Below are 26,071 nucleotides of genomic sequence, written 5' to 3' on the forward strand. Positions count from 1 at the left end.
CCCTCGCCGGCACTGGGCAGTACGCCATCTCGCTGCTCTCGGCAGCCATCGCTCGGGGCTCCCGGCTCAAGGGGTTCGATCTCCTACCGGCACTGCACCCCCTCGGGCGAGGTGTCACCCGTGCTCGCCAAGCAGCGGCGCCCGCAGCCGTCGCCGCCATCGGGCCGCGCCGGTCCAGCACCCGGCTGATCGGGATCCCGGCCGGCGCGAAGGTCGGCAGCGCCGCCGAGAGCCCCGCGGTGATCGCCCGGGTGAACCGCCCAGCGGGCCGGACGACGGAGGACAGCCGCACGGGGGACGCGCAGTGGAGCGCTTCCCGGCCGGCGGTCCGGGCCAGGGCACGGAGCGGACCTGCGCGTAGCCGGCCAGGGCGAGGGCGACGGGTGCCTGGAGGCGGTCGTCGGGGCCGAGGCGCAGTTCGGTGCGGAAGGACAGGTCGGAGCGCAGGCCGGTCAGGACGGCGATCTCGTCCAGGTCTTCGGTACGGGTGCCGTCCTCGGCGACCGTCGTCAGCGAGCCGTCGGCAGACGGTTCAGCGGCGGTGCGGAGTCCCGTGAGGACGGTGGCGGGGCCGTCACCGCCGACCTGCTTCGCTGCGAGGTCCAGCGCGCCACGGTCGGGGAGTTGGTCCGCGGTACCACCGCCGCAGTCGGAACAAGCGGTGGCGCCCCCTCGTCGCTTCGGATACCTTGCCCGCCTCGAACGAGCCACCCATGGGGGAACATTGACGGATTCGCCGTTGGACCTGGCCGACAGGTTGGTCGGTGCCGTGACCGCCGGGGACAGCGACACGGTGCGGACCTGTCTGGAACAGGGGGCGGCGGCGGACACCCCGGGCCCGGACGGACTGCCTCTGCTCTGCACGGCCGTGGCCGGGTTCGACCACCGCGTCGCCGAAGCCCTGATTGACGGTGGCGCCGACCAGGACCGCGAACTCCCCGACGGTGGAACCCCCTTGCTGCGGGCGGTCGACACAGGCTCCCCCACTCTGGTCTCGATGATGCTGGGAAACGATCCGCGGCTTCGCCTGCCCGAGGCCTCACGGCGACAACTGCTCGACCTGGCCCGGCACTGGCACGAAACGGGCGTGGTCGAAGAACTGCGCCGTCGGACCGGAGTGGCGGAACCGGCCGTCAAGCGGCAGGTCGACGTCCCCCACCAGGGCGACGTGATCGACGAGTTCTCCCTCGGCGGGCTGACCGTACGGAACGGCCACGGCGCCATCCTCACCCACCTCGAATGGGCGTTCGGCCTGTTTCCGCCCCTCGACGAAGTGATGGGACGCGCCCTCCCCCACGCCGAGGAGGGGGACAGCAACTGGTTCGCCGCCGCCTACCACCTGGGCCTGCGCCGGGAGCCTCTCGACGGATCGGACCTCGCCGCGTTGCGCCGGCACCCGGACCCCACCCACCGGCTCTTCCTGGCGCAGGTCGTATGGCACCGGAGTTTCCATGCCGGCCTTGGCCACTCGCCGCACACCGCCCACGATCTCGACTTCCTGGCGTCGTGGGTGCGGGAGGAACCCGACGGCCAGGTCATCGCCGCGATCCTCGACGCTTACACCGGCCGCGACCATCCGGAGCAAGAGGCCATCGGCCTGCGTCACATCGACCACCCCGACCCAGCCGTACGCAGCGAGGCCGTGTTCTGCCTGGACCGGGAACGGGCCGCAGCGGTGCTGCTCGACCTCGCCCACGATCCCGCCCCCGAGGTCCGGGCCGCCCTCGCCCAGACGGTTCCCTCATGGTTCGCGTCCGACAAGCGACTCGAACCGGCGGTCCGGGACGCCCTGCTCCTGCTGATCCGCGACGAGAGCCTCGGGGTCCGGTACCACGCCGCGCAGTCCCTCTCCGGCTACGACGACCGGAGCGCTCCCGTCCTGGACGCCTTCCTCGCGCTCCTCGACGAGGACGAGGCGGAGCTGCGGCTGGAAGCGGCCTGGGCACTGGCCCTCCGCGACCACCCGCGCACCGAGGAGGCGTACGGGCGAGTCGGACCGCTTGAGGGGTTCTCGGAGCACGACCACCGGACCTCCGGCCTGTGGCGCCATCGCGCGGACCACCGGAACGGCCCGGCCTGACGGAGTTTCGCCCGCCGGGGAGTGGGTTCGGCTACTGCGGACGGAAGTAGCCCCGCGAACCGGGCGCCGACACGCGGGAGCCGTTGTCGGCGCCCGGTGGCCGGGCCCGTGCTGGCGGGCGGGCCGACCGCGAGGTTCTGTCAGCTCACTGGCGTGCCCGAGCGGGCCTGGCGCCGCCGTCAGGCCCACGCCCGCCGGGGTGGGCAAGCCGCAGGACCGTGGCCGCGCCCGACCCGCGAGAGCATCCGGGAGCCGCCTGCCGGCGCGTGCTCACGTGCCCGGCCCGGGGCCACCGCAAGGTACGGGCGGGCCGCCGAGTCTCCCCGGCGACCGTGCTGCGGCTGCTGCGGGACGAGGGCCTGCTGGAAGCGAACCACCGGCGGAACCGGCGCCGGTTCGCCGCCCGCCGCCCGCCGCCCGCCGCACGACCGTCTTGGCGATCGACTCGCCATCAGGTGTCAGCCGGCGAGGATCCGCTCGACTCCCTCCCGGTAGCTCGTGACCTGGAACTCGGGAAAGCGGGCCGCGAACTTCGAGGTGTCGAAGATGTTGTCGGCGCGGTAGCGGACGAGCAGCTCGTACATCTCGTCGAGCGGCTTGACGAAGCGGCGGCCGAGGCGGAAGGCGGGCATCGGCAGCACCGTGTAGCCGATTCTGCGGCCGGTGACCTCGCCGGCGGTCCCGATGAGCTGGGCGTAGGACTGCCGGTCCGGGTCGATGGGCAGGTGCCACGTCTGGCCGTAGGCGTCCGACGTGTTGCCGAGCAGGGCGAGAGCGCGGCTCGCGTCGGGGGTCCAGATCAGGGAGCGCTTGGCATGGGCGTCGATCGGGACGAACGGCCGCTTGCCCGCCTTGATCCGCTCGAAGACCAGGGAGTTCGTGTAGCTCTTCGTCCGGCCGGGGCCGTAGAACTCGGGCGCGCGGCCGATCAGGGCTTCGACCCGTCCGGCCTGCACGGCGTCGAGCAGCGTGGTGGCGATCCGTGCGCGGACCCGTCCTTTGCGTCCGCCCGGTGCGAATGCCGTCGACTCGGTCTGGGGCGTCGGATCCCCGGGATACATGTAGGTGTTGTCGAAGAAGACGAGCTTCGTGCCGTGTTCGGCGCAGGCGTCGATGACGTTGCGCATCATGGCGGGGAACTGCCGCTCCCACAGCTCCGAGTCCAGGGGCAGGCCGACGGTGAGGTAGGCGATGTCGCTGCCCGCGACGGCACGGCTGGTGGCGTCGGCGTCGGTGAGGTCCGCGGCCACGAGCTCGTCGGTGTCGTTCACCCTCACAGGTTTGCGGCTGACGAGGCGGATGTCCTCGGTGTGGTGGCGGTGGAGCTCGTTCACGAGCTCGTCGGCGATCGGTCCGCCGGCGCCGAGAACGGTCTGCATGGGATCTCCTTGAGGTGGGTGGTGCGGGTGCCGGCGGCAGCTCGACTGCGAGGAGTGCCGTGCCGCCACGTGACGATGCGGCCGACCACCGTGGCCGGGGCGCGGACCCGGCCGATGTGGTCGTCGGTCGAGCCCGCAGGCGCCTGGTCACCGGTGTGGTGCCAGCGTGTCACCGAGGTGGGCGGGAAGAGGCGAGCGAGGTCGTCGACTGCTCCGATCGGTGCCAACGCGCCGTCGCCCGGGCTGATGACGGGGGCCGGTGCAGTGGCCGGCCGGTCGAGCGTGTGCGGCGGTCGGCCGGTGAGCACCGTGCGCGCCCGTTCCCGCGTCGAGGTGCGCGCCCCGGGGCCGCCGAACGCCGGCTTCGGGAGGTCGCCGAACACCGCTGCCGTCGCCGGGACCGCCGGTGCCGCCGTGGCAGCGGCGTGGAGGCCCCCGTAGGGCCGCGCGGGTGACTGCGCCCGCGCGGCGGCGACCGCTCGTGCGATGTCGTCGATCTCGTCGCGGTGGGCCCGGTTCCCGCGTCGGCCCGCCTGTGGTTCGCCGCGCTCGGACCCCCGCCGGCACGGCGCTCGGGCTCATCACCCGTGTCGCTCACACTCAGCGACCAGTGGCCGGTAGTAGCCGGAGCCGGTGGCCACCGCCGGCGGGACGAGCACGATCGGCGCGCTGGTGCCGCCCCGCTCAACGTCCGCCGTGGGGCGCCGTCTGCGCGGTGACCGCAGTGAAGGAGATGCCGGCGTCGCCGAGTCGGCGCAGCAGGTTCTCTCCCATCGCGGTGGCGGTGGTGACCTGGCCGGCGGTGGGTGGGTTGTCGTCGAAGGCCAGGCACAGCGCCGACTCGGCCAGCATCTTGGCCGTCTCGGTGTAGCCGGGGTCCGCGCCGCTGACCCGGGTGTGCACGGTCCGACCGCCGCCCTCGCCGATGACGTCGACGGTGAACCAGGTACGGTCGCGTCGCTCCGCCGACGGCCCTTCTCCCCGGGGGATGCGTCGGCCGATGGCGCGGCGCAGGGGAGGGACCTGCACGGCTGCCAGGGTCGCGACGAAGCCGACCAGCGCGCCGGCGACGGTGGCGACGCGCCGGACTCCGGCGTAGTGGGTGTAGGTGAAGTCGGGCCCGTAGTCCGGGCGGGCGAGTGCGGAGCGCCGTACGACGTCGGGGTCGATCGTGGGCAACGGGATCAGCCAGGCTCCGAGCGTACGGTCGCGGCGGGGGCGGCCGATGCGGGTGCGGACCTGTCGTCCGCGCGGTCGCGGTTCGAGACGGCGGCGTCCGGCCGCGGCCTGCAGCATGGCGCGCGGGCGCGCCAGCTGGCCGAGAGCGGAGTGCAGCGTGCCGCCGGAGATGGTGGCGTTGGTGCGGACCACTCCCCGAAGGGTCACCGGTACCCCGGCCGGCAGCTGCTGGACGGCGAGGAGCGCGCCGAGGTCGTGCGGGATCGAGTCGAAGCCGCAGGCGTGAACGAGGCGCGCACCGGTCCGCTCGGCCGTCGCGTGGTGCTCGACGTACATCCGGTCGACGAACTCGGGCTCGCCGGAGAGGTCGACGTAGTCCGTGCCGGCCGCGGCGCAGGCCGCGACCAGCGGTTCGCCGTGCTCCAGGTAGGGGCCGACCGTGGTGATGACGACCCGTGCGGACTCGGCGACACGGGCCAGGGACCGCGGGTCGGAGGAGTCGGCGTGCAGCAGTGCGGTGTCCTGCAGTTGCCGGTTGATCCGGACGAGACGGTCGCGAGCGGCCTCCAGCCCGGCCTGGTGGCGTCCGGCCAGGGCGAGTCTGGCTCCGGGAGGGAGGTGGGCTGCGAGGTGCTCGGCGGTCAGAGCACCGGTGAAGCCGGTGGCGCCGAGGAGCACGACATCGAAGCGGCGCGGATCCGTGCGTGGGGACATCGAGGCTCGGTTCCTTCGGACGTACGATATGTTTACGGTGCTAACACAGCATAGGAGGACTAAGTAAGCGATGTCAACATCCGAGAAGAGCAGCTACCACCACGGCGATCTGCGAGCGGCACTGCTGTCGACCGCAATGGAGATGCTGGAGAACGGCGAACCCTTCTCGCTGCGCGCCGTCGCACGCCAGGCCGGTGTGTCGCCGACCGCGCCGTACCGGCACTTCAAGGACCGCGACGCCCTGGAGTCCGCGCTGGCCGTCGAGGGCTTCCGCGACCTGCTGACCGACTTGGGCGGCGGGCGCGGCCTGCCCGCCTCGCCCTCGGACCTGGCCGAGTTCGCCGTCGCCTACGTCGCCTTCGCGCTGCGGCGCCCGGCCCTGTTCGGCGTGATGTTCGGCAAGCCCTGCGACAGCGCCGACGACGAGCGGATCAAGGCCGCCGACGCCCTGCACGAACTGCTGGCCGACGCACTGGATCGCGTCTTCCCCGGTGCGGACGCCTCGGCACTGGCGTCGGCGGGCTGGGGGCTCGCCCACGGGCTGGCCTGCCTGCACCTCGACGGCAAGCTGCACGCCGCATCGGAGGAGGAGGTCGCCGACCGGGTGCGCAGCGCCTTCCTCGCCATCACGTCGGTCGGCTCCTGACGCGCGCCACCCAGCCCTCGCGCGCCTCGCACCCTCCGTTGTTGACGGTGCTCACATCCCGTGCGACCCTCGATGTTAGCGATGCTCACATTGGAGGAGAGGGCCCATGTCATCAATCGGCGAACCGACCGGCCGGACCGTGGAGGTCGACCTCGGAGGGCGTCTCGTCCCCGTCCCCGAAGGCGGCCTCTACGACCGGTTCCGCATGGACACCGACCTCGACGAGGTCGTGCGGGACCCGCAGGTCAGCAGCGTCGACTTCTTCCGCCGGATGCCGAAGAGCCGCGTGGACTCCCGCATCGGGCCCACCCTGACGCCGAACTTCTACTACCGCATCTCCACGGCCCGGCTCACGATGCTCGCGCCGACCAGAGCGGTCCGGGCCCGCCTGCCCCGAGAGCTGGACCCGCTCGAGATCGCCCCGGGGCTCGGGGTCGTCTCCGTGATGGCCTTCCGCTACGACGTGTGCGACATCGACTTCTACACCGAGGCCGCGGTCGGCATCGCCGTGAAGCCGGCACGGCACGGTGGACTGGGCCTGCTCGACCTGGCCACCGGGCTCAAGAACGACTCCCTGCACTCCTACGTCCTCTCGCTGCCGGTCAGCACGGAGATCGCACAGGTGCGCGGCCACGACGGCTACGGGTTCCCCAAGTGGGTCACCGAGCTCGACGTCGGCATCGACACCGAGCGCACGTCCGCCAGGATCGCCAACGACCGGGGAGGGCTCGACCTCGCCCTGGCGGCGCCCACCCCGAAGCAGACCGCCCGGCCCACCGGGGCGCACGTCTCGACCCTGACCTCCTACACCACCATCGACGGCGCCTGGCACTCCACGACCAGTCAGATCAACGTGCTCTCCTCGGGAACCACGCGGTTCCCCCGCGGCCTGGACCTACAGCTCGGCCAGGGCCGGATGAGCGACGACCTGCGTTCGCTGAAGCCGATCCGCACGATCCGGCTCGACGTCACCACCGAGGGCCAGCTGGCACTGCACATGCCCGTGCCCACCTCCGTCCGGGACCGGAGCTGAGGACGAGATGACCACCACGGACACCGGCCACCTCCGAGCCGCCCTCCCGACCTCGCTGACGCCGGCCCGCCTCGCCCGCCTGGCCGCCCTGGTGGCCGCCGGTGCCGACGCCCGGCGGGTCACCACGACCTCGCCGTACACCGGCGCACCGCTCGCGGACCTGCCGGTCTCCACCCCCGACGACGTCGAGGACGCCTTCGCCCGGGCACGCGCCGCCCAGGCCGGCTGGGCGGCCACCCCGGTCGCCGACCGCAAGCGCATCATGCTGCGCTTCCACGACCTCGTCCTCCAGCGGCAGGAGGAAGCCCTCGACCTGATGCAGGCCGAGAGCGGCAAGACCCGCCGCGACGCCTTCCTCGAGGTCGGCGACATCGCCGTCACCGCCCGCTACTACGCGCGCAGCGCACAGCGGCTGCTCTCGCCCAAACGCCGCAAGGGCGCGATCCCGGTGCTGACCCACACCACCGAACTGCACCACCCCAAGGGCGTCGTCACCGTCGTCTCCCCCTGGAACTACCCGCTCAGCATGGCCGCCGGTGACGCCATCCCGGCCCTGATGGCCGGCAACGCCGTCGTGCAGAAGCCCGACACCCAGACCGCACTGACCGCGCTGTGGGCGCTGTCCCTGATGCGCGAGGCCGGCCTGCCGGCCGACGTCTGGCAGATGGCGGTCGGCCGCGGCGGCTCCATCGGAGACGCGCTCATGGCCGGCGGGGACTACGTGATGTTCACCGGCTCCACCGCCAGCGGACGCCGGATCGCGCGCGAGGCGGGCGAGCGGCTGATCGGCGCGTCCCTGGAACTCGGCGGCAAGAACGCCATGGTCGTCCTCGCCGACGCCGACGTCGACAAGGCCGCCGCCGGCGCCGTCGCCGCCTGCTTCCCCTCCGCCGGCCAGTTGTGCGTGTCCATCGAACGGCTCTACGTCGCCGACGAGATCCACGACGCGTTCGTCACCGCGTTCGTCGCGCGCACCCGGGCCATGCGCGTGGGCGCGGCCTACGACTTCTCGGTGGACATGGGCTCCCTGACCACTCTCTCCCAGCTCGACACCGTCAGCTCGCACGTCGACGACGCGGTGGCGAAGGGCGCCACCGTACTGGCCGGAGGCAGCGCCCGGCCCGACCTCGGCCCCCTGTTCTACGAGCCGACGATCCTGACCGGTGTGACCCCGCAGATGACGCTGTTCGACCACGAGACGTTCGGCCCCGTGGTCTCGCTCTACCGCTACCGGTCGGTCGAGGAGGTAGTGGCGATGGCCAACGCCACGCCGTACGGCCTCAACGCGAGCGTCTGGGGCCGCAACGGCGCCCGGGCCCGCAAGGTCGCGGCACGCCTGCGCGCCGGCACCGTCAATGTCAACGAGGCGTTCGCCGCCGCCTGGGGCAGCATCGACGCCCCCATGGGCGGCATGGGCGACTCCGGCCTCGGCCGCCGTCACGGCGCCGACGGGCTCCTCAAGTACACCGAGGCCCAGACCGTCGCCCACCAGCGCCTCCAGGGCTTCGCCCCGCCCCGCGGAGTCGGGCCCGAGCGGTGGGCGCGGATCCTGACCCGGGCGTTCAAGACGCTGCGCGCCCTGGGCGCCCGCTGACCCCTCCCCGGGACGGTGCGCCGCCTCGCTGTCCCGGCCCGCACGAAGGAAGATCAGTCATGACCAAGCGCGTCCTCCACGTCGTCACCAACGTCGGCCACTACGACGACCCGTCCCACGCCACGGGCCTGTGGCTCTCCGAGCTCACGCACGCCTGGCACGTCTTCGAGGAACACGGCTACGAGCAGGCGCTCGTCAGCCCGGCCGGCGGCGCGGTGCCCCTCGAACCCCGTGCGCTGAAGTTCCCGAACTACGACAAGACCGCCAAAGCCTGGCGCGCCGACCCCGGGAGGATGGCGCTGCTCCGGAACACGGCGAGCCCGGACCGGATCGACTCCTCCGAGTACGACGCGATCTACTTCACCGGCGGACACGCGGTGATGTACGACTTCCCCGACAGCGAGGGCCTGCAGCGCATCACCCGCGAGATCCACGAGCGCGGCGGCATCGTCTCCTCGGTCTGCCACGGCTACTGCGGCCTGCTCAACACCCGGCTCTCCGACGGCTCCTACCTCATCGCCGGCCGCAAGATGACGGGATTCGCCTGGACCGAGGAGGTCCTCGCCCGTGTCGACAAACTGGTCCCCTACAACGCCGAGGAGAGGGCCAAGCAGCGCGGCGCGCTCTACGAGAAGGGAGCACTGCCGTTCGCCCCCTACGTCGTCACCGACGGCAACCTCGTCACCGGCCAGAACCCGGGCTCGGCCAAGGCCACGGCGAAGAAGGTCGTCCAGGCCGTCGAGGGCGACGCGTCCGAGGAGCGCGGCTGAGTCGAGACGCGGTCCCTCCGTGACAGGAGGCCGCCGGGTGGATGTCGCCGGAGGACGCGCTCCGTGCCAGCGACCGGGCAGTGGACGTCGGCAAGGGCGACGAGCACCCGCTCCGGCTCCTCGCCGAGATGCTGCATCCCGCGGTCCGCACCGAGGCCGAAGAGGTCGAGCAGTCCCAGGCACTCATCAACGAAGCGCTGGTCCACGACGGTCGCCGGGGACCAGACCCTACGGCTCCGCATGGATCGCGTCCAGCGGACCGTCGCGCCAGGCGTCGGCCACCAGTCCGACCGCGGCGGCGTCGACAAGGACTTCGCTGTGCTCGTGGTCGAGCCCGAAGTAGGTCGGCACCTCCCCGTACCCGTCCACCAGTTCGCCCGGGTCGCCGTCGAAGCCGGTGAGCGGCTCCTCCTCGACCGGCAATCTGCGCCGCGGCGGCGGAAGGTCGTCGGGGCGTTCCGGCTCGATCCCGCGGCGGGCCAGGTCCTCGAAGACGGCGTCCGGTCCGCAGTCGATGTGCTCGCTGTCGTGACGGCCGGAGCAGGGCTCCGGGCACTCCATTTCCGCGCAGGACTCCGGTTCCGGCAGTGCGGCTTCGTTGATCAGGTGGTAGACGAGACGCCGCGCCACGGCCTCACGAGCGGCGATCATCTCCAGCGAGAGCCGGAAGCCTGCCTCCCGGAACTCCTCGTCCGCCGGCTCGAAAGGCGGACGGGGGGCGTCCTCGGCGGTCCAGGTAGACGCCGACTCCAGCGACACCAGCAGCCACGCCACCTCGAGCGGTTCGACGTCGTCGTCCTCGGCGAGACCCGTCACGGCTTCCGCAGCCCGCCGCACGTGTTCGAGGGAAGCCAAGTGGCGGAGACGGGCCGCGGTCCACGCCGCCGACTGCACGTGCGCCAGGTCAGCCTCCTGGACCAGCGCACTGTCGCGGAACCGTCGGGCCCGTTTCACCAGCCGGGTCAGGCAGTCCCGGCATCCGAACAGGCCCGTGGTCGGAGTCGGCCCGAGCGGGACGGCCGCCCGACCGTCGAACGGCTGGTCGCACAAAAAGCAGTCCGGTGCAGCGACTTGACGCGAAGTGGGTGCCATCGGCAGGACGGAGCGGATCGTGGCCCGGGCATGGGCGGGAATGTGCACGGGTGTGGCTCCGCCGGGGGGGGCGGAACGCGGCCGCAGTCCGGCGCGTACGCCTATCCTCGACACCGCCGCCAACGATCTGTCACCGTCCTGACAGCCAGCCCCGGAAAAGTCCGACGAAACCTGGCAACCGCCAAAGCAGGAGCGTGCGGCCGTCTGGCATCCGACCCAGGAAGGCGGCCTGTCAAGCGTGGCAGCCGCTCCGTCCCACCAACCAACCGCCACACGGCAGGAGTTGGCTCGGGCCTTGCAGGAACTGCAGCGCGCGGCCGGGCAACTGAGTTCACGCAGGATCAGCGCCCTGATCGCGGACCGGCCCGACCTCCCCGGCTGCCCCAGTCACGAAGGCGTCCGCACCGCCCTCAACGGTCTCCACGTACCGAGGTGGGACACCGTCCGGGCGATCGTCGCGGTGCTGGCCGACCAGTGCGACCCACCCAGGGGTCCACAGGGCGAGGTCCGACGGTTCCAACGCCTGTGGCGGGCGGTGCACACCGGCGAAGCGGGCACCATGAGGTCCGCCCGGGAGCTGACGCTGCACGGCTGGGGCGGCGAGAACGGCGAGTGGACGCCGGAATCGGTCGCCGGAGTGCCGCTGGATCCGTTCAACGCCGTCGAGATCCACCCGTCCCTCGCCGTCCCGCACGAGCCCGCACTGACAGAGGACGACTGGGTCAGCTCCGGGGTCCGGCTCATCGAGGAACACGGCGCGGAGTTCGCGCTGCGTGCGCTGCTGCGCATCCTCAAGGGCGACTGCATGGGGGCCGAGAGCGGCTCACCCCACGGATACCGGGACCCGGACTACGAAGCGCTGGAGATGCACCTCGGCTTCCGCTACGGCTGCCAGGAGATCGTCCGGCGCCTGCGCGCGGAGCCGAATCTGCTCCCGGCCTCGATCCGGGCCGTGCACGCCGACGACACGATGGACCGCGAGGACCGCATCGAGATGCTGCGCGCCGACGACCACAGCCTGGTGCGCGAGGTGATGACCCTGACTCCGGACACCTGGGACGAGATCTCCGAGGAGGCCCGGCACCAGGTCTTCGGCTACCTCGTGAAGAGCATGATCCCGGTCGGCCGGCCCGGCCAGCCCCCGTCGGAGCGCTTTCTGATCACCTGGCGCATCCCGGAGGCCCGCAGCCAGTAGACGCTGCGCGCCCGGCCCCGCCGGACGGGGAGGCCACGGGCCTCCGGGAGGCGGGTCGACAGGTCAGGCGGTGGCCGCGATGCGGTGGCGCGAGGCCGGCATCACATCGTCACGATCAGTAGCACCGCGTAGCGCCATGCGATGGACCGCCTGCCCGACCTCGTGGTCTCTGCTCGGCACTTCCCACCGCATCTCCTGACGGGAGAGTGTTCACCCGGGTGATTGGAGTTGCGCGGTGATGATTGAAGATGGTTGGTACTGGCCAGTTTCATTGACATTCGAGCATCGTGCTGCTGCCATTGCCGCACTACCCGCGTGGGCCGGCCCCGGCGATCGGCTCCATCCGCCTCTCGGGATGGGCCGGTTCGTGACGGCGAGAGGCCCCGGGGGCGTTCCGTTCGTCCGTTGAAGGAGTACCGGCATGAAACGCTCTCTCCGGTTCCGGCCCGTCGCCGTGTGTGCGATCGTGCTGGCGGGCTTGGTGTTGGCCCCGCAGGCGGCGCGGGCCTCGACTGGGGCGACCAGTGCTTCGGGGAGCGCGCTGGCGGTCACTCCTCCGATGGGCTACAACAACTGGGCCCGGTTCGGGTGTTCGGCCGACAACCCGAACAGCGGTGACGTCGGGCCGTCCGAGGCGCTGATCCTGGGTCAGGCGGCGTCCCTGGTCAGTTCGGGGCTGGCCGCCAAGGGGTACCGGACCGTCACCATCGACGACTGCTGGATGACGCACTCCCGCGACGCGAGCGGCAACCTGGTGGCGGACCCTGCCAGGTTTCCGAACGGGATGGCGTACATCGGTCGTCAACTACACAGCCAGGGGCTGGAGTTCGGTATCTACGAGGACATCGGCAACTCGACCTGCGGCGGCTACCCCGGCGACTACGGCCACTTCCAGCAGGACGCCGACCTGTTCGCGTCCTGGGAGGTGGACTACGTCAAGCTGGACGGCTGCAACATGCCCTCGGCCGACAACAACCTCGCCGGGTACACCAAGGACTACGCCGCCTTCGCCGCCGCGCTGAAGAAGAACGCCGGCCACCGCGACCTGGTCTTCTCGAACTCGGCGCCCGCCTACTTCTCCATCGGCCCGACCGACCTGGGCAGTTGGTACTCGATCGTCGACGCCTCCGCCAGCAGCAGCCAGCTCTGGCGCAGCGGCTACGACGTGAAGATGGCGCACGCCGGCGGAAGCGCCTGGACCAAGCCGGGCAACCAGGCGGGCGTGCTGACCCAGTACGGCTACAACACCGAACTGGCCCGCTACTCCGGCCCCGGGAACTGGAACGACCCGGACTTCCTGATCCCCGACCAGCTGACCGACGCCGAGACCCGCAGCCAGATCGCGCTGTACTCGGTGACGTCGTCGCCGCTGATCCTGAGCACCGACGTCCCCCACCTGTCGGCGGCGGCGCTGGCCGCCCTGAGCAACTCCGAGGTGATCGGCGTCGACCAGGACGCCCTGGGCGCCGGCGCCGTGCGGATGGGCGACGGGCCGGCCAACTCCGGCAGCGGCGTCGAGCTCGTGGCCAAGCCGCTGTCCGACGGCAGCCTGGCCGCCGTCGTGCTGAACAAGGGCCCCGCCGTCCAGGCCGGCTACATCCTGAGCCTGTCAGCGCTCGGCCTCGACACGGCCGGGAGCGGCTGCGGCTACACCGTCAAGGACCTCTGGGGCAACCAGGGTTGGGCCGGGAACACCTCCGCCGCCTCCGCCGGGTCGGTGGCGCTGGCGAACATCGGCAGCCACGACAACGCCATGCTGAGGATCACCCCGAACGCCGGTTGCGCCGGGTACACCCCCACCGGCCAGATATCCGCCAGCCCGCGCGGCATCAACAGCGCCCCGCTGTGCCTGGAGCGGTACGGGTCCGCCACCGCGGTGGACATCGCCACCTGCACCGGGGCGACCAAGCAGCAGTGGCGGCTGAGGGCCGACGGCACCGTCCGTCTGGTCGAGCCCGGAGCGGGCGGAACCGCCCAGTGCCTGACCGCGCCGTCCGGCACCACGACCAGTGCCGTCAACGGCCAGTCCGGACGGTGGCTGCGGGTCGACGCCTGCGGCGCCGCCGCGGACGCCGGCTACCAGAACTGGTCCTACGGGCGTGACGGCAACCTGGTCCTGGCCGGGTCCACCGCCGGCGCGGGCCTGTGCGCGGACGTCTACGGCGCGACCACCGGCACCTCCGGCACCCCGGTCGACCTCACCGCCTGCGCGGCGGCCCCGGACGCCCTGAAGGCGGCCCAGGTCTGGGCGGCACCGGTCGGCGCCTCCACCTACCAGGCCGACCGCGCCGGCACCCTCGGCGGCCAGGCGCAGGTCTCCGCCTGCGGCACCTGCCCCGACGGCAGGCTGGTCGGCTTCATCGGCGGCACCGGCAACGCCGGCACCCTGACCTTCGCCGACGTCGAGGTCGCCACCGCCGGCACCTACCAGTTGCAGATCGACTACATCAACGGCGACAGCGGGGCCCGCACCGGGAACATCACCGTCAACGGCGGCACCCCGACCCCCGTCGGCTTCCCCAGCAACGGCAGCTGGACCACGGTCCAGTCGAAGCTGGTCACCGTCGGCCTGAAGGCCGGCGCCAACACCATCCGGTTCGGCAACCCCGACGGGTGGGCCGCCTCCATCGCCACCCTCAGCGTCCCCACCGTCCCCACCGGCCGGCTGTACTTCGCCGACACCGACGGCACCCTCGGCGGCCAGGCGCAGGTCACCGCCTGCCCGACCTGCCTCGACGGCAAGCTGGTCGGCTTCATCGGCGGCACTACCAACACCGGCACCCTGACCTTCACCGTCCCCGCCGAGACCACGGGCACCTACCAGCTGCGGATCGACTACATCAACGGCGACGCCGGCGCCCGCACCGGGAACATCAGCGTCGACGGCGGCGCCCCGACCGCCGTCGACTTCCCCAGCAACGGCAGTTGGACCGTCCCGCAGGCCAAGACCGTCGCCGTCACCCTCCGGGCCGGAGACAACACCATCCGGTTCGGCAACCCCGGCGGGTGGGCCGCCTCCGTCTCCACCGTCACCCTCTGACCGCCGGGCCACCCGGAGAGAGCGGCACCGGGCCGCCGGATGCGCCTCCCCCGGTGGGCGATCCGGCGGCCCGGTGGTCCGTCGGCGGCAAGGGTTCGAAGACAGGCCCTAGCGGCCGAGGTTGAAGGTGAGGGCGGGGTTCGCGTTCCGGGCCAGGGTGTGGGCGAAGTCCGGCCACCAGGCGCCGGCGGCGGGGTCCTCGCTGCCGTACTCGGGGTCGGCGGGGCCCGGCGTGCCGCGGTGGCAGGTGCCGTCCGACTCGCCGATGGTCTTGACGTAGAGGTAGGCGTCGGCGAGGGGCCGGCCGGTGTCGGCGGTGGGGCGGACGCCGATGCCGCGGCCGGGGGCGTTGCACCAGGGCTCGGCGTCGGTGTACTTGCCCGCCGGGGGGATCCAGGCGCCCTGGCCGTTGCGGCTGTTGTCCAGGACGTAGTGGGTGAGGTCCTTGACGGGGGGCTTCCCGACGGCCTGGTCGAACCAGGCGTCGACCCACTTCCAGGTGGAGGGGTCGGAGAAGTCCACGGCGTTGCCGGGCTGTCCGTCGTTGGGGGCGGCGGGCGAGTAGTACTGGCTGGCGCAGGTGTCGGTCCGGCCGCGGGCCTCGGCCGGGCCCTCGGTGGCGTACCAGACGCAGGTGGAGACCCAGGTGGCGTACCGGTTGAGCTGGTCGCTGGGCTGGTAGTTGGAGACGTTCAGCGAGAAACCCTGGGTCTTGGACAGGTTCGCCTTGATCAGCCGTCCGGCCAGCTCGCCGACCGGCTGCCAGTTGCTGCTGCCGCCGTCGAGGTAGACGGAGGTCTTCGGCTGGGCCTCCATGATGTCCGCCGCCGCACGGATGTCGGCGTAGCGCTGCTCGGTGCGGGTGCCGTCCGGGTCGCCCTCGGGGCAGTCCTCGGGCAGCAGGGCCAGGCCGTCGGGTTCGACGATGACGGCGGCGCGGCCGGTGCCGATGCCGTCGGCGACGCCCTGGACCCAGGCCCGGTACGCCGCCGGGTCGGCCGCGCCGCCGGCCGAGTAGAAGCTGCAGTCGCGGCCGGTGACGTTGTAGAGGACGAAGACCGGGACGGTGCCGGTGGCCTTGGCCGCCAGCATGGTCTTCCGGACGACCTTCCCGATCTCGGCGGGGGTGCCGTAGTCGAGCCAGATCGCCTGCGGCCAGCTGGCCAACTGGGCCATCCGCAGGGCGTCCTGGACCTTGCCCGCCTTGAGGTCGGCGACCGCCTGCCGGGCCGCCCCGGCCTCGGGGTCGACGTAGAAGCGGGTGTTCCCGGGCAGGGTGTGGTCGACCGCCGGAGTGCCGGACGCGGCAGCGGCCACTCCGCCGCCCAGGCCGCCGGAGGCGAGCGCCGCGCAGGCCACGGGGACGAGCAACCGTCGCACTCTGCTCATGGGGAAGGTCTCCTTCGTACGGGGTGGGGCAGGGGTGGGTGGGGATGTGCCCGGTGCCGGGGTCCGGCAGATTTGCGGCACGCGGGGCCGGGCGGCGCGCCGTCGAGGACGCGGACCGGTGGTGCGGGCGGCAGTGCGTACGTGCGCGCGGGCGGGCGGGCAGGCGGGAAGCACGGGGCGGGGCGGTCGGCAGTGCGTCGGAAGGCTCGCCATGTGGAAGCGCTTCCAGTTTTGTCGCCGACCCGGGCCGCCGTGGGCACTCATGGTGGGGGGTGCGCGACGGACGTGTCAAGAGCCTTCCGAGCGGCCGGGCGGCGGGGGCGCCGCCGCGGGCGGACGGTCGGCGGCGCTCCGGGCGACGGCGGTCAGGTGCGGTCCGGAGTGGCCGTCGAGGGGAGCCGGGGGGTGGTGTGGGTCCTCTTTTCGCAGCTCAGACAGGTGGGTGGGGTGGGTTGAGGCGGGCGCGAAGCGGCCGGGTGCCGCACGTCGAGGCGTCGGAGCGGCCCGGCGGAGGACGGTGGCGGGTGGCGGGTGGCGGCCGGGACGGTCGGTGCGTCCGGGGTGGGGCGGGTGGCGGGTCGGCGGCCGGAAGCGCTACCGGAAAAACCGGGCATGCGCGGGTGTCGGCTCCGGTGGGTCACGATCCGGACGGCCGGGGGCGTGGGATCATCGCAGTGTCCGCCGCCACGTGAAGCCGAGGAGCAAGTGTTTCGATGGAGCCGTCGCCCAGGCGCATGCCGACCCTCGACGAAGTGGCGGAACGGGCCGGCGTCTCGCGTACCGCCGCCTCGCGCGTGATCAACAACGTGCCGCACGTCAGTCGGGCGAAGCGGGAGGCGGTGGAGCGGGCGGTCAAGGAGCTGGGCTACGTCCCCAACCCGACCGCGCGGGCCCTGGCCACCCGCAAGGTCGGCGCGGTCGTGCTGGCCGCCTCCAGCGACGAGGCCGGGCTGTTCGCCGATCCCTTCTTCGCCGAGGTCGTGGTGGGGGTGAGCGCGGCGCTGGAACAGTCCGACCTGGAGCTGATCCTGCTGCTGGCCAACACCCCGCGCGGCCGGGAACGCCTGCGGCAGACGGTCCGCTCGCGGCGGGCGGACGGCATCATGCTGATGCCGCTGGACGGCGACGACCCGCTGGGCGGGCTGGGCGAACAACCCGGAGTCCCGGTGGTCTTCGGCGGCCTGCCGCTGACCGGCGAGCCGCGCTGGTACGTGGACGCCGACAACCGCGGCGGCGCCCGGCTGGCGGCCGAGCACTTCGCCCGGACCGGTCGGCGGCGACCGGTGATGATCACCGGCCAGGCGGACCAGCGGGTCTCGTCGGCCCGCCGACAGGGCTTCACCGAGGGCCTGTTGCTGGCCGGCGTCCCCCTGCTGGACGCGGTCTCCGGCGACTTCCAGGAGGAAGGCGGCGTCCGGGCGATGGCCCGACTCCTGGACGCGCACCCGGAGTTGGACGCGGTCTTCGCCGCCTCGGACGGCATGGCGATCGGGGCGCTCCGGGAACTGCGCCGCCGCGGACGCCGGGTGCCCGAGGACGTGGCGGTGATCGGGTTCGACGACCTGGCCAGCGCCCGGCTGACCAACCCGCCGCTGACCACGGTGCACCAGCCGGTGCGGGCCCTGGGCCACGAGATGGCCCGGATGCTGGTCGGCGCGATCGACGGCCAGGACCCGAGCCCGCTGATCCTGCCCACCCGGCTGACCGTCCGCGAATCCGCCCCGTCACCCGCCCTCCCGGCCCCGACCGCCGCCCCGGCCGCGACCCGCGGGACCCACTGAGGAGCGGGGGCGGCACCTGCGGAGACGGCCGGGAAGGAACCCGCCGCCCGCACCGGCGGCGGGCCGGTCGGGCGCGGCAGGCGCACGGGCAGGACTCCGACAAACGGCGGCAGGAGGCGGACGGCGGACGGCGGACGGCGCTGACGTTCGGCGGCGCGATCGACGGCCGGCCGGGGCTCGAACCCGCTGAGAGCCGGGCGACACCCGCAGGGGCGATCAGGGAAGGCCCACCGCCCCTGCGCCGCCGGGTAGTTCGGGGACGGCTCGGACGTCGGGGCAGGGCTCGGCGGACGGCGCCGACCTGCGGCGACAGCCCGGGCCCGAACCCGCCGGGCCGGGGGGAGCCCGTCGACCGCTCCGACGGCGGCCGGCCGTTCGAGGGCGGAGCGGGTGCCGGGGCGGATGGCGTTGCGGGGCGGCGTGGCGCGCGACGACTGGAAGCGCTTCCAAAGCGTTTCCGGTTCACCCGGGCAACGCCCTTGACACCCCGACCTCACACAGCCGAAACTTCCGGCACAGCCGTGGAAGCGCTTCCAGTATCGCGCTTCCGGCCGAAGGACCACCGAAATCCCCCCTCAGCATCAGCAGTCGTCCGGCCCGGCCGGCGACGCAGCGCAGCCTTGCGTCACGCCCACGAATGGGAGCGCTCCCACATGTCTTCTGTCCAGGCCCGACCGGGCCCCTCCGCGGTCTCTACGAACTCCGTGAACCTCCTGGAGGACACGGGGGACGTCCGCCACTTCCCCGCCGGCTTCCTGTGGGGCAGCGCCACCTCCGCGTACCAGATCGAGGGCGCGGCGAACGAGGACGGGCGCGGCGCGTCGATCTGGGACACCTTCTGCCGCACGCCCGGCCGGGTGCACCGGGGCGACACCGGTGACGTGGCCGCCGACCACTACCACCGCTGGCGCGAGGACGTCGCGCTGATGAAGGAGCTGGGCCTCAACGCGTACCGGTTCTCGGTGTCCTGGCCGCGGGTGCAGCCGACCGGGCGGGGCCCGGCGGTGGAGCGCGGGCTGGACTTCTACCGGCGGCTGGTGGACGGGCTGCTGGAGGCCGGGATCACGCCGGTCGCCACGCTCTACCACTGGGACCTGCCGCAGGAGTTGGAGGACACGGGCGGCTGGCCGCGGCGCGCCACCGCCGAGCGTTTCGCGGAGTACGCCCGGCTGGTGGGCGAGGCGCTGGGCGACCGGGTGCGGCACTGGACCACCCTGAACGAGCCCTGGTGCTCGGCCTTCCTGGGCTACGGCTCCGGAGTGCACGCCCCCGGCCGCACCGACGCCGGTGACGCGCTGCGCGCGGCGCACCACCTCAACCTGGCGCACGGCCTGGGCACGGCGGCGCTGCGCTCCGTGCTGCCGCGCGGCGCCGAGCTGTCGGTGTCGCTCAACCTGCACCAGGTCCGGCCGCTCACCCCGAGCCCGGCGGACCTGGACGCCGCCCGGCGGATCGACGCGGTGGGCAACCGGGTCTTCCTCGGTCCGATGCTGCGCGGCGCCTACGACGAGGACCTGCTGGCGGACACCGCGCACCTGGTGGACTGGGACGGGCTGGTCCGGCCCGGCGACCTGGCCACCGCCGCCGCCCCGATCGACCAGCTTGGCCTGAACTACTACACCCCGGCGGTGGTCTCGGCGGGCGGCGGCGTCCGCAACGACGCGCACGGCCGCAGCGAGCACAGTCCGTGGTCGGGCGCCGAGGGGGTGGCGTTCCACCAGCCCCCCGGCGAGGTCAGCGCGATGAACTGGAGCATCGACCCGTCCGGTCTGCGCGACCTGCTGGACCGGGTGCACCGGGAGCGTCCGGGCCTGCCGATCGTGATCACCGAGAACGGGATGGCCTGCGAGGACTACGTCTCGCCCGAGGGCGTGGTCAACGACACCGAACGGATCGCCTACCTGCACCAGCACCTGGGCGCGGTGCACGAGGCGATCGAGGCCGGGGTGCCGGTGGCCGGGTACTTCGCCTGGTCGCTGATGGACAACTTCGAGTGGGCGTACGGCTACGCCAAGCGCTTCGGCCTGGTCTACGTGGACTTCGCCTCGCAGCGGCGCACGCCGAAGAACAGCGCGCTCTGGTACGGCCGGACCAGCCGCCGCGGCGGCCTGACCCGGCGACCCTGAAGGAGCGCCCGCAGATGCGAACGATCGTGCGCCGTCTCGGCTTCTACCTGCTGGCCGGCTTCGCGGCGGTGACCGCCAACTTCTTCCTGGCCCGGCTGCTGCCCGGCAGCGCGCTGCAGAACGTGCTGTCCAAGCTGCGCTCGGCCAACCTCGACCAGGAGGCGGTCAAGGCCCTGGAGGCCCAGTACGGCGGGGGCCACGCGAGCCTGCTCTCGCAGTACCTCACGTACCTGGGCCACCTGCTCCGGGGCGACCTGGGCGTCTCCACCTCGCAGTCCTCGCCGGTGGCGACCATCCTGGGCGAGAGCCTGCCGTGGACGCTCGGACTGGTCGGCACGGCGACCGTACTGGCCTTCCTGGTCGGCACGGTGGGCGGCATCGTGATCGGCTGGAAGCGCAACGGGCTGCTGGACGGCCTGCTGCCGGCCACCACCTTCTTCCAGGCCGTGCCGTACTTCATCCTGGCCTTCCTGGTGATGATGACGCTGGGCTTCTTCGGCGGCCTCTTCCCGTACCAGAACGGCTACGACATCGGCCGGGACGCCGACCTGACGCCCGGGTGGAACGGCCCGTTCGTGCTCAGCGTGGTCGAGCACGGCGCACTGCCGGTGCTGACCGTGGTGCTGGCCTCGCTGGCCGGCTGGGTGGTCGGCATGCGCAACCTGATGATCACCACGATGGACGAGGACTACGTCCTGGTCGCCGCGGCGAAGGGCCTGCCGCAGTGGCGGGTGGCGGCGGTCGCCGCGCGCAACGCGATCCTGCCGACCATCGCCAACTTCGCGCTGTCGATCAGCCTGGTGGTCACCGGCTCACTGGTGACCGAAATCGTCTTCACCTACCCGGGCGTCGGCTGGCAGATCTACCAGGCCGTCCTCACCGGTGACTTCCCGCTGCTCCAGGGGATCCTGCTGGTCGTCGTGTTCACCGTGCTGGCCGTGAACCTGATCGCGGACATCGCCTACGTCGCCCTCGACCCCCGCGCCCGCAAGGAGGCCTGAGCGATGCCCCGGATGCTCCGCTCCCGCAAGGTGGCCACCGGCCTGGTGCTGCTGCTGGTCCTGCTGCTGCTGGCCCTGGTCGGTCCGCTGCTCGCCCCGCACGCGCCGGACTTCCAGGCCAACCGCAGCAGCGGCCTGCCGCTGCCGCCCTCCGCCGAGTACTGGCTCGGCACCGACCAGCAGCAGCACGACCTGTTCTCCCGGCTGCTGTCCGGCGGCCGCGACACCCTGCTGATCTCCTTCCTGGCCGGCGCGCTGGCCAACGTGCTGTCCGTCCTGGTCGGCGTCACCGCCGGGTACCTGGGCGGACTCGCCGACGAGGTGCTCTCCGCGCTGACCAACATCTTCCTCGCGCTGCCCGGCCTGCTGATCCTGATGGTGATCATGAAGCCGCTGCCGCCGTCGGAGACCTCGAACCCGTTCCTGATCGGCTCGGTGATCGCGGTCACCGCGTGGGCCTGGGGCGCCCGGGTGCTGCGGGCCCAGACGATGGCGCTGCGCGGTCAGGACTACGTCGAGGCGTCCAAGGTGATCGGCGAGCGCACCTGGCGGATCATCCTCTTCGAGGTGGTGCCGAACCTGCTGCCGATCCTGGCCTCGGCGTTCATCTTCACGGTGATCTACGGCATCGGCACGTACACCGCGCTGGCCTGGCTCGGCGTGATCAGCCCGGCCTCGGTGACCTGGGGCACGGTGCTCAACGAGGCGCAGGCGTCCGGTGCGGCGATCAACGGCTACTGGTGGTGGTACCTGCCGCCGGCGCTGGCGGTGGCCCTGGTCGGCATCGCGCTGGCGCTGATCAACTTCGGCATCGACGAGATCACCAACCCGCGGCTGTCCTCGGTGCGCGGCGGCCGGGGCGTCAAGGTCCGCTTCCGGCTGGGGCTGACCCCGGTGCTGCGGACCGCCACGGGCGACCGCGACCGGACCGAACCGCCTTCCGCGGACGGCGAGTTCACGCCCACGGCGGTGCGGACCGCCGCGAAGAGCGGAGACCCGAAGACCCTGGAGGCCCAGCCGTGACCGGCGAACCGATCCTCGAAGTGCGCGACCTGTGCGTCGACTACGGCCTGGGCGACCGGGCGGTGCGCGCCATCACCGACGCGAGCCTCACCCTGCGCCGGGGCGAGGTGCTCGGCCTGGCCGGCGAGTCCGGCTCCGGCAAGTCCACCCTGGCGTACGCGCTGACCCGGCTGCTGCGCGCCCCCGGCGTGATCACCGGCGGCGAGGTCCGCTTCCACGGCCGGGACGGCTCGCTGGACCTGCTGGCGGCCGACGCGGCCGAGCTGCGCCGGGTGCGCTGGAACCAGATCTCGGTGGTCTTCCAGAGCGCCATGCACGCCCTGAACCCGGTGGCCCGGATCGACGCCCAGCTGACCGACGCGCTGCGGGCGCACCGCGCCCGGCTGACCGCCGCGCAGCGCACCGAGCGGGCGGCGGAACTGCTGCGGCTGGTGGGCATCAGCGCGGACCGGCTGCGCAGCCACCCGCACGAGCTGTCCGGCGGCATGCGGCAGCGGGTGATGATCGCGATGGCCCTGGCGCTGGACCCGGAGATCGTCATCATGGACGAGCCGACCACCGCGCTGGACGTCGTCACCCAGCGCGAGATCCTCACCGAACTACTGCGGCTCAAGGACGAGTTGGGCTTCGCGATCGTCTTCATCACGCACGACCTGTCCCTCCTGGTCGAGCTGGCCGACACCATCGCGATCATGTACGCGGGGCGGCTGCTGGAACGCGCCCCGGCCCGGGCGCTGTTCGAGGGCCCCCGGCACCCGTACACGGCCGGCCTGCTCGACTCCTTCCCCGCGCTGCACGGCGAACGGGTGCGGATGGAGGGCATCCCCGGCTCGCCGCCCGCCCTGACCGCACTGCCGACCGGCTGCTCCTTCCACCCGCGCTGCGCGTTCGCGCTGGAGCGCTGCGCCGTCGACTTCCCGCCCACCACCGTGCCCGCGGGCGACTCCGCCGAGCGGCTGGCCGCGTGCTGGCTGCACGGGGGCGGCCGTGGACTGCCGGCACCGCCGGCCCGATCCCTGGGGAGGAACCTGTGACCGGCACCGTCGACCCCACCGCACCCCGCGTGGTGCACGGCCCCAAGCGGCCGGGCGTCCCGGCCCTGGAGGCCCGGGGCCTGACCAAGCACTTCCCGGTGCACCGGGGGCTGCGCGGCCGCGCGGTGGTGCACGCCGCCGAGGACATCTCGCTGGCGCTGCCCGAGGCGACCGTGACGGCGGTGGTGGGCGAGTCGGGTTCCGGCAAGTCCACGCTGTCGCGGCTGCTGACCCGGCTGATCGCGCCGACCTCGGGCGAACTGCTGCTCGACGGCGAGCCGGTGGGCACCTCGGCCCGGGAGCGCCGGGCGTACACCAGCCAGGTCCACCTGGTCCTGCAGGACCCGTTCTCCTCGCTGAACGGCGTGCACGGCGTCCGCTACCACCTGGAGCGGCCGCTGAAGCTGCACCGCAAGGCGCGCGGTGAGCAACTGGACGCGCTGGCCGAGGAGTTGCTGGAGCGGGTCAGTCTCACCCCGGCCGACCGCTACCTTGACAAGTTCCCGCACGAGCTGTCCGGCGGACAGCGCCAGCGGGTCGCCATCGCCCGCGGCCTGGCGGTGCGCCCCCGGGTGCTGCTGGCCGACGAGCCGGTGTCGATGCTGGACGTCTCGATCCGGCTGGGCGTGCTCAACCTGCTGGACGAGCTGCGCGAGCGCGAGCGGCTGGCCATCCTCTACGTCACCCACGACATCGCCTCGGCCCGCTACCTGGCGGACACCGTGGTGGTGATGTACGCGGGACAGGTGGTGGAGTCCGGCCCCGCGCAGCAGATCACCGACTCCCCGGCCCACCCGTACACCCGGCTGCTGCTGAGCGCCGCGCCGGACCCGCACCGCAGCGGGCCGGTGGTGCTGCGCGGCCGGGGCGCGCCGCCGAGCCTGATCGACCCGCCGGGCGGCTGCCGCTTCCACCCGCGCTGCCCGTTCGCGATGCCGGTCTGCGCCGAGGCCGCGCCGCCCGCCCTGCCGGCCGGGCCCGACCGGGTCGCGGCCTGCTGGCTGCTGAGCCCGGACCGGACGGCGGAGGCCGTGGGGCCCGCCGCCGTGGCCGAGGCCGACGGTGCCACCCCCTACCCCGGCGAGTAGCGGGCCCGTCCCGCACCCCTGGTCCCGTACGTCCGCGTACGGCGCTTCCCACCGAAACCCCGCCCGGCGGCGTGCGACCGCCGGGACTCGACGCCGCCGCCGAGTCGGCGCCGAACCACAGAAGGAGCACGTCACCATGAGCCGTTCCACCGCTCGGAGAGCCGCCGCCCTGGTCGCGGCGATCGGCCTCGGTATCACCGCCTGTTCCGGCTCCGGCGCGGGCTCGGGCAAGGCCGCGAAGGACCGCACCCTGGTGGTGGAGTCCAACCCGGTGCCCTCCTTCACCGAGAACTACAACCCGTTCGACGGCAACTCCTTCCTGACCCTCGCCAACGCCCGCTCGCTGGTGTGGGAGCCGCTGTTCCAGTTCAACACCCTCACCGAGCAGGACCCGATCCCGTGGCTGGCCAAGGGCTACGAGTGGTCGAACGGGAACAAGACCCTCAAGCTGACGCTGGCCCCGGGCGTCAAGTGGAGCGACGGCCAGGCGTTCTCCTCGGCCGACGTCAAGTTCACCTTCGAGCTGCTGAAGGCCAACCCGGCGGCCAACGGCGGCGGCGCCCCGCTGCCCGGCACCATCGAGACGCCCGACGCCGACACCGTGGTGATGAGCTTCGACGTCCCGCAGAAGGCCAACTTCGCCGGCATCGCCAACCAGCTGATCGTGCCCCAGCACGTCTGGTCCGGCGTCCAGGACCCGGCCACCGCGGTGATCAAGGCCGACCGGCTGATCGGCACCGGCCCGTACCTGCTGGACAAGTTCACCAGCCAGAACGTCACCTTCAAGGTCAACCCGCGGTTCCGCGAGACCCCGAAGGTCAAGCGGATCTCCTTCCCCGCCTACGCCACCAACGACGCGGCCGCCCTGGCGCTCAGCTCCGGCGAGATCGACCTCGCGGGCAACAACATCAACAACGTGCTGAACACCTTCGTCGGGAAGAACCCGCAGCACCACCACCTGTTCCAGGAGGACGCGCCGTACTTCCCGGCGTCCAACACGGCCTCGCTCTTCCTCAACACCAAGAGCGGGAGCGCCCCGGCGCTGGCCGACCCGGCGGTGCGGCAGGCGATCAGCGCGGGCATGAACCGCAAGGCGTACACCAGCCAGTGCGAGACCGACTACGCGCTGCCCGCCACCTCCTCCAGCGGCCTGCTGCTGCCCAACGACGCCAAGGCGCTGGACCCGGCGCTGAAGGACGACCTCAAGCCGGAGGCCGACGCCGCCGAGGTCGACTCGCTGCTGGGCGCGGCCGGCTGGAGCAAGACCGACGGCAAGTGGACCAAGGACGGCAGGACGATCAAGTTCACGATCATCGACCCGAACTCGTTCACCGACTACTGGTGCGCGGCCCAGGCGATGGCCAAGGACCTCGACGCGCTCGGCTTCGACGTCGACGCGAACGGCGCGTTCGACTTCAACAGCTGGAACACCGCGATCACCACCGGAAAGTACGACGCGGCGATCCACTGGGGCCAGGGGGGCACCGCCTACCAGCGCCTGCAGTACGTGCTGGACCCGCGGATGGGTGCCGAGACCGGCAAGGTCGCGGCGGGCGACTTCAGCAAGTACGACCCGGCGAAGTCGCTGGACGCGGTGAAGGCCTTCGAATCGGCGGCCGACCCGGCGGCCGAGCAGGCCGCGCTGCACGACCTGCAGCGGATCATGTCGCAGGACGTGCCCGCCGTGCCGGTCTTCTACGGCCCCGCCTGGTACGAGTACAACGACACCCAGTTCACCGGCTGGCCGAACGAGAGCGACCCGTACATGAACCCGTCGCCCAACAGCCAGGCGTACGAGTACATCATCCTCAAGCTGGCCCCGCGCGACTGACCCGCGCACCGGGCGGCAGAGCCGTACGCCCACGGGTGGAAGCGCTTCCGGACCCGCCGGACGGGAGCGCTTCCCC

Annotated in this window: 18 protein-coding genes; 14 read left to right on the plus strand and 4 right to left on the minus strand. The window is 72.5% G+C overall.

Going from position 1 to position 26,071, the window contains the following annotated elements:
* Window positions 1–739: 739 nt before the first annotated feature.
* The gene (locus ACIQVD_RS02190) at window positions 740–2,080 is read left to right on the plus strand and encodes a HEAT repeat domain-containing protein (protein WP_402285359.1); all 1,341 of its coding nucleotides are present in this window, start codon (window positions 740–742) and stop codon (window positions 2,078–2,080) included.
* Between the two features lie 458 nt (window positions 2,081–2,538).
* Here the strand turns inward: ACIQVD_RS02190 and ACIQVD_RS02195 are convergent, their stop codons facing one another.
* Together ACIQVD_RS02195 and ACIQVD_RS02200 are read right to left on the minus strand one after the other, a co-directional pair.
* Window positions 2,539–3,459, minus strand: a complete 921-nt coding sequence (locus tag ACIQVD_RS02195) for an NAD-dependent epimerase/dehydratase family protein (protein ID WP_402285361.1) — start codon at window positions 3,457–3,459, stop codon at window positions 2,539–2,541.
* 684 nt (window positions 3,460–4,143) lie between these two features.
* The gene (locus ACIQVD_RS02200) at window positions 4,144–5,352 is read right to left on the minus strand and encodes a saccharopine dehydrogenase family protein (protein ID WP_402285363.1); all 1,209 of its coding nucleotides are present in this window, start codon (window positions 5,350–5,352) and stop codon (window positions 4,144–4,146) included.
* 70 nt (window positions 5,353–5,422) lie between these two features.
* Here ACIQVD_RS02200 and ACIQVD_RS02205 point away from each other — a divergent pair, with 70 nt between their 5' ends.
* The 4 genes from ACIQVD_RS02205 (at window position 5,423) to ACIQVD_RS02220 (ending at window position 9,395) form a co-directional block, all read left to right on the plus strand.
* Window positions 5,423–5,998: a TetR/AcrR family transcriptional regulator gene (locus ACIQVD_RS02205; RefSeq protein ID WP_400686973.1), complete on the plus strand. Its 576-nt coding sequence runs from the start codon at window positions 5,423–5,425 to the stop codon at window positions 5,996–5,998.
* A 106-nt stretch (window positions 5,999–6,104) separates the two neighbouring features.
* Window positions 6,105–7,031, plus strand: coding sequence for an acetoacetate decarboxylase family protein (locus ACIQVD_RS02210; protein WP_402285365.1), 927 nt, complete (start codon window positions 6,105–6,107; stop codon window positions 7,029–7,031).
* Window positions 7,032–7,038: 7 nt separating this feature from the next.
* Complete coding sequence (locus ACIQVD_RS02215) at window positions 7,039–8,625, plus strand: succinic semialdehyde dehydrogenase (RefSeq protein WP_402285367.1); 1,587 nt, start codon at window positions 7,039–7,041, stop codon at window positions 8,623–8,625.
* Between the two features lie 59 nt (window positions 8,626–8,684).
* A complete protein-coding gene (locus ACIQVD_RS02220; RefSeq protein WP_402285369.1) occupies window positions 8,685–9,395 on the plus strand; it encodes a type 1 glutamine amidotransferase domain-containing protein in 711 nt (236 codons plus the stop codon).
* 228 nt (window positions 9,396–9,623) lie between these two features.
* Here ACIQVD_RS02220 and ACIQVD_RS02225 read toward each other — a convergent pair whose 3' ends face one another.
* Complete coding sequence (locus ACIQVD_RS02225) at window positions 9,624–10,535, minus strand: hypothetical protein (protein WP_402285371.1); 912 nt, start codon at window positions 10,533–10,535, stop codon at window positions 9,624–9,626.
* Between the two features lie 247 nt (window positions 10,536–10,782).
* Here ACIQVD_RS02225 and ACIQVD_RS02230 point away from each other — a divergent pair, with 247 nt between their 5' ends.
* Together ACIQVD_RS02230 and ACIQVD_RS02235 are read left to right on the plus strand one after the other, a co-directional pair.
* Window positions 10,783–11,682: a hypothetical protein gene (locus ACIQVD_RS02230; RefSeq protein WP_402285373.1), complete on the plus strand. Its 900-nt coding sequence runs from the start codon at window positions 10,783–10,785 to the stop codon at window positions 11,680–11,682.
* Window positions 11,683–12,103: 421 nt separating this feature from the next.
* Window positions 12,104–14,722 (plus strand): CBM35 domain-containing protein, encoded by a 2,619-nt coding sequence (locus tag ACIQVD_RS02235; RefSeq protein ID WP_402285375.1) that lies wholly within the window; start codon window positions 12,104–12,106, stop codon window positions 14,720–14,722.
* Between the two features lie 108 nt (window positions 14,723–14,830).
* Here ACIQVD_RS02235 and ACIQVD_RS02240 read toward each other — a convergent pair whose 3' ends face one another.
* On the minus strand, window positions 14,831–16,111 hold the full coding sequence (locus ACIQVD_RS02240; protein WP_402285377.1) for a glycoside hydrolase family 6 protein: 1,281 nt from the start codon (window positions 16,109–16,111) through the stop codon (window positions 14,831–14,833).
* A 713-nt stretch (window positions 16,112–16,824) separates the two neighbouring features.
* Here ACIQVD_RS02240 and ACIQVD_RS02245 point away from each other — a divergent pair.
* The 7 genes from ACIQVD_RS02245 (at window position 16,825) to ACIQVD_RS02275 (ending at window position 25,995) form a co-directional block, all read left to right on the plus strand.
* A complete protein-coding gene (locus tag ACIQVD_RS02245) occupies window positions 16,825–17,892 on the plus strand; it encodes a LacI family DNA-binding transcriptional regulator (protein WP_400686957.1) in 1,068 nt (355 codons plus the stop codon).
* Window positions 17,893–18,545: 653 nt separating this feature from the next.
* Window positions 18,546–20,018: a GH1 family beta-glucosidase gene (locus tag ACIQVD_RS02250; protein ID WP_402285379.1), complete on the plus strand. Its 1,473-nt coding sequence runs from the start codon at window positions 18,546–18,548 to the stop codon at window positions 20,016–20,018.
* 14 nt (window positions 20,019–20,032) lie between these two features.
* Window positions 20,033–21,019, plus strand: coding sequence for an ABC transporter permease (locus ACIQVD_RS02255; RefSeq protein ID WP_400686953.1), 987 nt, complete (start codon window positions 20,033–20,035; stop codon window positions 21,017–21,019).
* Between the two features lie 3 nt (window positions 21,020–21,022).
* Window positions 21,023–22,042, plus strand: a complete 1,020-nt coding sequence (locus ACIQVD_RS02260) for an ABC transporter permease (protein ID WP_400686951.1) — start codon at window positions 21,023–21,025, stop codon at window positions 22,040–22,042.
* Window positions 22,039–23,076 (plus strand): ABC transporter ATP-binding protein, encoded by a 1,038-nt coding sequence (locus ACIQVD_RS02265; RefSeq protein WP_400686949.1) that lies wholly within the window; start codon window positions 22,039–22,041, stop codon window positions 23,074–23,076. Before ACIQVD_RS02260 ends, ACIQVD_RS02265 begins: the two co-directional genes overlap by 4 nt.
* 32 nt (window positions 23,077–23,108) lie before the next feature.
* A complete protein-coding gene (locus ACIQVD_RS02270; protein WP_402285852.1) occupies window positions 23,109–24,164 on the plus strand; it encodes an ABC transporter ATP-binding protein in 1,056 nt (351 codons plus the stop codon).
* A gap of 136 nt (window positions 24,165–24,300) precedes the next feature.
* Window positions 24,301–25,995 carry an ABC transporter substrate-binding protein gene (locus tag ACIQVD_RS02275; protein WP_402285382.1) on the plus strand — a complete coding sequence of 565 codons (1,695 nt, stop codon included), beginning with the start codon at window positions 24,301–24,303 and terminating at the stop codon, window positions 25,993–25,995.
* Window positions 25,996–26,071: the final 76 nt, after the last annotated feature.

This window comes from Kitasatospora sp. NPDC090308, from assembly GCF_044769485.1.
GTDB lineage: Bacteria > Actinomycetota > Actinomycetes > Streptomycetales > Streptomycetaceae > Kitasatospora > Kitasatospora fiedleri.

Coding starts and splice junctions, on each gene's coding strand:
- ACIQVD_RS02245 (WP_400686957.1), top strand. CDS start 16,825: ATGGAGCCGTCGCCCAGGCGCATGCCGACCCTCGACGAAGTGGCGGAA.
- ACIQVD_RS02240 (WP_402285377.1), bottom strand. CDS start 16,111: ATGAGCAGAGTGCGACGGTTGCTCGTCCCCGTGGCCTGCGCGGCGCTC.
- ACIQVD_RS02195 (WP_402285361.1), bottom strand. CDS start 3,459: ATGCAGACCGTTCTCGGCGCCGGCGGACCGATCGCCGACGAGCTCGTG.
- ACIQVD_RS02235 (WP_402285375.1), top strand. CDS start 12,104: ATGAAACGCTCTCTCCGGTTCCGGCCCGTCGCCGTGTGTGCGATCGTG.
- ACIQVD_RS02220 (WP_402285369.1), top strand. CDS start 8,685: ATGACCAAGCGCGTCCTCCACGTCGTCACCAACGTCGGCCACTACGAC.
- ACIQVD_RS02200 (WP_402285363.1), bottom strand. CDS start 5,352: ATGTCCCCACGCACGGATCCGCGCCGCTTCGATGTCGTGCTCCTCGGC.
- ACIQVD_RS02215 (WP_402285367.1), top strand. CDS start 7,039: ATGACCACCACGGACACCGGCCACCTCCGAGCCGCCCTCCCGACCTCG.
- ACIQVD_RS02210 (WP_402285365.1), top strand. CDS start 6,105: ATGTCATCAATCGGCGAACCGACCGGCCGGACCGTGGAGGTCGACCTC.
- ACIQVD_RS02255 (WP_400686953.1), top strand. CDS start 20,033: ATGCGAACGATCGTGCGCCGTCTCGGCTTCTACCTGCTGGCCGGCTTC.
- ACIQVD_RS02250 (WP_402285379.1), top strand. CDS start 18,546: ATGTCTTCTGTCCAGGCCCGACCGGGCCCCTCCGCGGTCTCTACGAAC.
- ACIQVD_RS02205 (WP_400686973.1), top strand. CDS start 5,423: ATGTCAACATCCGAGAAGAGCAGCTACCACCACGGCGATCTGCGAGCG.
- ACIQVD_RS02260 (WP_400686951.1), top strand. CDS start 21,023: ATGCCCCGGATGCTCCGCTCCCGCAAGGTGGCCACCGGCCTGGTGCTG.
- ACIQVD_RS02275 (WP_402285382.1), top strand. CDS start 24,301: ATGAGCCGTTCCACCGCTCGGAGAGCCGCCGCCCTGGTCGCGGCGATC.